The following is a 307-nucleotide window of genomic DNA, read 5'->3' on the forward strand; positions in this document are numbered from 1 at the left end:
CGAGGCGCTGGAGATATGCGAACGCTCGATCAGGATGTCGGATGAGGCAGGGGCCGCGCCGCACCCGGCGGCGCTTCATCTCCACATCCATCTGCTTGAAATGTCGACACAGCCCGAGCGCGGCATGCGCTCGGCGGAACGGCTGGGCACGATGTGCCCGGATGCCGGCCATATGAACCATATGCCTGCGCACATTTACGTGCTGTGCGGCGAATATGAGAAGGCCAAGATTGCCAGCGAGAAGGCGGTGCGCGCCAACGACCTCTACCTCGCCTATGCCGGCGAGCCGACCTATTACCTGCTCGGC

At 63.5% G+C, this 307-nt stretch carries 1 pseudogene; it reads left to right on the forward strand.

Features of this window, described 5'->3' with window-relative positions:
* Positions 1-307 (forward strand): annotated as a pseudogene (locus EN851_RS35285) (hypothetical protein); the annotation flags it as partial.

This window comes from Mesorhizobium sp. M8A.F.Ca.ET.208.01.1.1 (genome assembly GCF_004791315.1).
Lineage (GTDB): Bacteria > Pseudomonadota > Alphaproteobacteria > Rhizobiales > Rhizobiaceae > Mesorhizobium.